The sequence below is a fragment of the bacterium genome (assembly GCA_024226335.1).
Classification (GTDB): Bacteria; Myxococcota_A; UBA9160; order SZUA-336; family SZUA-336; genus JAAELY01.
Genome location: JAAELY010000230.1, coordinates 1 through 3,853, shown reverse-complemented (window position 1 = coordinate 3,853; position 3,853 = coordinate 1). Strand labels below are relative to the sequence as shown.

At 60.4% G+C, this 3,853-nt stretch carries 5 protein-coding genes; all 5 read right to left on the bottom strand.

The window, feature by feature from the left end:
• On the bottom strand, positions 1 to 206 hold a 206-nt coding region (tuf, locus tag GY725_11180), incomplete at its 3' end, for an elongation factor Tu (protein ID MCP4004748.1).
• A gap of 36 nt (positions 207 to 242) precedes the next feature.
• A complete protein-coding gene (gene fusA, locus GY725_11175) occupies positions 243 to 2,309 on the bottom strand; it encodes an elongation factor G (GenBank protein MCP4004747.1) in 2,067 nt (688 codons plus the stop codon).
• Positions 2,310 to 2,333: 24 nt separating this feature from the next.
• Positions 2,334 to 2,804, bottom strand: a complete 471-nt coding sequence (gene rpsG, locus GY725_11170) for a 30S ribosomal protein S7 (GenBank protein ID MCP4004746.1) — start codon at positions 2,802 to 2,804, stop codon at positions 2,334 to 2,336.
• 12 nt (positions 2,805 to 2,816) lie between these two features.
• Positions 2,817 to 3,188 (bottom strand): 30S ribosomal protein S12, encoded by a 372-nt coding sequence (locus GY725_11165; GenBank protein ID MCP4004745.1) that lies wholly within the window; start codon positions 3,186 to 3,188, stop codon positions 2,817 to 2,819.
• A 411-nt stretch (positions 3,189 to 3,599) separates the two neighbouring features.
• Positions 3,600 to 3,794 (bottom strand): hypothetical protein, encoded by a 195-nt coding sequence (locus tag GY725_11160; GenBank protein ID MCP4004744.1) that lies wholly within the window; start codon positions 3,792 to 3,794, stop codon positions 3,600 to 3,602.
• Positions 3,795 to 3,853 lie beyond the last annotated feature (59 nt).

Below are 3,853 nucleotides of genomic sequence, written 5' to 3'. Positions count from 1 at the left end.
TCCACGTGGGCCGTCGCGATCGTAATGCCGCGCTCGCGCTCTTCAGGAGCCTTGTCGATGTTCGCGAAGTCCACCTGGTCCGCCAATCCCTTCGACGCCTGACGGGCCGTGATCGCTGCCGTCAATGTCGTCTTGCCGTGATCGACGTGACCAATCGTCCCGACGTTCACATGTGGCTTGGTTCGCTCGAACTTCTCTTTGGCCATCGTTTCCCCCGGGGAACCCGGTCCACTTCCGGTCGGTTATCTCTGCAGCACGCTCTCGACGACCACACCTGGGGCCGGAGCGTACCGATCAAATTGCATGGTGTATGTCGCGCGCCCCTGAGTGAGCGAACGCAACGAACTGACGTAGCCGAACATGTTTCCGAGAGGCACCGAGGCCTCTATTACCTGCGTGTTGCCACGCGCTTCCACACCAACCACTCGCCCGCGACGACTGTTCAGGTCGTCGATGACCGCGCCGGTGAAAGATTCGGGGGCGATGACTTCCACCGCCATGATGGGTTCCAGAAGTGCGCACTTGCCCTTCCGCAATCCTTCCTTGGTTCCCATGGAGCCCGCGATCTTGAACGCGATTTCCGAGGAGTCGACTTCGTGATACGAGCCGTCGACCAGCTTGACCTTGACGTCGACCACGGGAAAGCCTCCGAGCACGCCGGTCTGCAGCGCCTCGCGCACTCCCCGTTCGATCGGCCGAAAGTATTCCTTGGGCACGCGCCCGCCGACGACTTTGGACGCGAACTCGATGCCCTCGCCCGGCTCATTGGGCTGCATCTCGAATATGGCGTGCCCGAACTGGCCCTTGCCGCCCGACTGACGCACGAAACGTCCCTCAGCCGATACCGCACGAGTCATGGTCTCCTTGTAGGCGACCTGGGGCTTGCCGACATTCGCTTCGACCTGGAACTCGCGCAGCAATCGATCGACGATGATCTCCAGGTGCAACTCGCCCTGTCCGGCGATCAACGTCTGTCCGGTTTCTTCATTCGTCGAAACCCGAAAGCTGGGATCCTCGATCGCCAGCTTGGCCAGGGCTTCTGACGTCTTCTCGCGGTCGGCCTTCGTCTTGGGCTCGATCACGATCTCAATCACAGGATCGGGGAAGTCGATGGACTCCAGAATCACCGGCGAGTTCTCTGCGCAGAGCGTATCGCCCGTGGCCGCCTTCTTGAGACCCACGAGCGCGGCAATATTGCCTGCGGCGATCTCATCGATCTCTTCGCGCTTGTCGGCGTGCATCTGCATGATGCGACCCACACGCTCGCGGCGTCCTTGCGTCGAGTTCTGCACATGCGCACCCGACTCGAGCTTGCCCGAGTACACGCGTACGAAGGTCAACTGCCCCACGAAGGGATCGGTCATGATCTTGAAAGCAAGCGCGGAGAAAGGCGCGTCGAGGCTGGGCAGGCGTTCGACCTCTTCGCCCTTCGGCGTGACGCCCTTGATGGCCGGTACGTCGAGTGGCGACGGCAGGCAACTGAGGACCGCGTCGAGCAGGGGCTGCACGCCCTTGTTCTTGAAAGCGCTGCCACAGAGAACGGGCACGGCGCTCAGATCGATCGTCGCCGCGCGGATCGCCTTGCGCAGCGAATCCTCGCCAATCGCCTCGCCTTCGAGGTACTTCTCCAGAAGTTCTTCGTCGTGATCGGCAACGGCCTCGATCAGCTTGTCGCGATATTCGGCAACCAGATCTGTCATCTCGGCCGGCACGTCTTCTTCGTGAAATTTCGCGCCGAGCGTTTCATCGTCCCAGACCAGGGCTTTTTCCCCGATCAGGTCGACGACACCGCGGAACTTATCCTCGCTGCCGATCGGCAGTTGCAGCACCAGAGGAGAAGCGCCGAGCCTGTCTTGGATCTGACCCACCACGTTCAAAAAGTCCGCGCCGACTCGGTCCATCTTGTTGATGAAAGCGACGCGAGGAACGGAATACTTGTCGGCTTGCCGCCACACCGTTTCGGACTGTGGCTCCACACCTCCGACGGCACAGAAGACAGCGACTGCACCATCGAGCACGCGCAGGGAACGCTCGACCTCGATTGTGAAATCGACGTGTCCCGGTGTGTCGATGATGTTGATGCGATGGTCCCGCCAGAAGCAGGTTGTCGCAGCGGACGTGATGGTAATGCCACGCTCCTGCTCCTGCTCCATCCAGTCCATGGTCGCGTTGCCGTCATGAACTTCACCGATCTTGTAGTTGATGCCGGTGTAGTAGAGAACCCGCTCGGTCGTCGTGGTCTTGCCCGCATCGATGTGGGCCATGATGCCGATGTTGCGAGTTCGCTCTAGTGACTGCTTCTGCGCCATAACCGAATTCCATCTGAACGATGGCTACCACCGGTAGTGAGCGAAGGCCTTGTTAGCCTCAGCCATACGGTGGGATTCTTCACGTTTGCGCACGGACTCACCGCGCTCTGCTGCCGCATCCATGAACTCGGACGCGAGCTTGTCACGCATCGATTTTCCGGACCTTGCCCGGGCGTATTGAACGATCCAACGCATGGCGAGCGCTGTTCCTCGCGCTTGCTGCACTTCGATCGGCACCTGATAGGTAGCGCCACCTACACGGCGGCTCTTGACCTCGACGCGCGGGCGAACATTGTCGAGGGCGCGACGAAACAGGCGCAAAGGATCGTCGTTTTCGCGCTCGGCCATCAATTCCAGAGCGCCGTAGAGAAGGCGCTCGGCGGTGCTCTTTTTTCCATGCGTCATGAGCACGTTCACGAACTTCGTAACCTGGCGATCACCGAACTTGGGATCAGGCGTGATCGGTCGTTTGGGTACTTCTCGTCGACGCGGCATGATCCCGATTCCTTACTTGCGACGCTTCGTGCCGTAGTGGCTGCGCGATCGATTACGTCCGTCGACACCGAGCGTGTCGAGCGTGCCGCGAATGATGTGATATCGAACACCGGGCAGGTCGCGTACACGACCTCCGCGAACGAGCACGACGGAATGCTCCTGAAGGTTGTGACCTTCACCGGGAATGTAGGCCCAGACCTCGCGGCCATTGCTAAGGCGAACACGCGCCACCTTACGCAGAGCGGAGTTAGGTTTCTTTGGGGTTAGCGTCGAAACGCGCAAACACACGCCGCGCTTCTGTGGTGAACTCATGAGGTCACCACTCTTCGATCGCTTTGTCTTGCTCTGCCGGCCCTTACGAACCAGCTGTTGAATCGTCGGCATCGCCGCCCTTGCGCTTCTCGTGTCCCCGTTGGGACATCTATTTGATAGGCACGTCTTGTCCAGAGCAAAGCAATCCACCGTCCGGCGGCTGTTCGCGGGAAAGGAGTTTCACCCCCCTGCGAAACAACCCGGTGGTGGATTGTTGACTCACCCAGTTCTCGGAGAAGCCGGCACCCGGTCAATAGCACCCATAGACCCGACCGCGAGAACACCCCTTCGCTTGGAAGGGGCCGGATTATAATCAGAAACCCTTGATTGTCAACTAGTTCGGCTGGCCGCTGCAGCTTCGTTCACAAGCCAGCCCTAAACCAAAGAAACAGCGAAAGCAAAGTGTCCGGCCACTCCGGAAAATCCAACCACGTCGGACCCGTTCGCTGCCCGGATCCGACGTGATCAGGAAGTGGATCTAGCTCAGGCTTCGATGCCTCGGTCGCCTGCGGGCGGTCCGGCCATGAGTCCCTCGGGCTGCGGATCGAGCACGACCGGCCGCGGCGGGAGGACATCCAGTACGCTCTCGTCTCCTACGTCCTCATCCGCACCCTCGATTCTAATTCCCATATACCTGTACCGGGGCATGCCCGTACCGGCGGGAATCAGGCGGCCCATGATGACGTTCTCCTTGAGGCCGGCAAGCCGGTCGGTCTTTCCGGAGATCGATGCCTGGG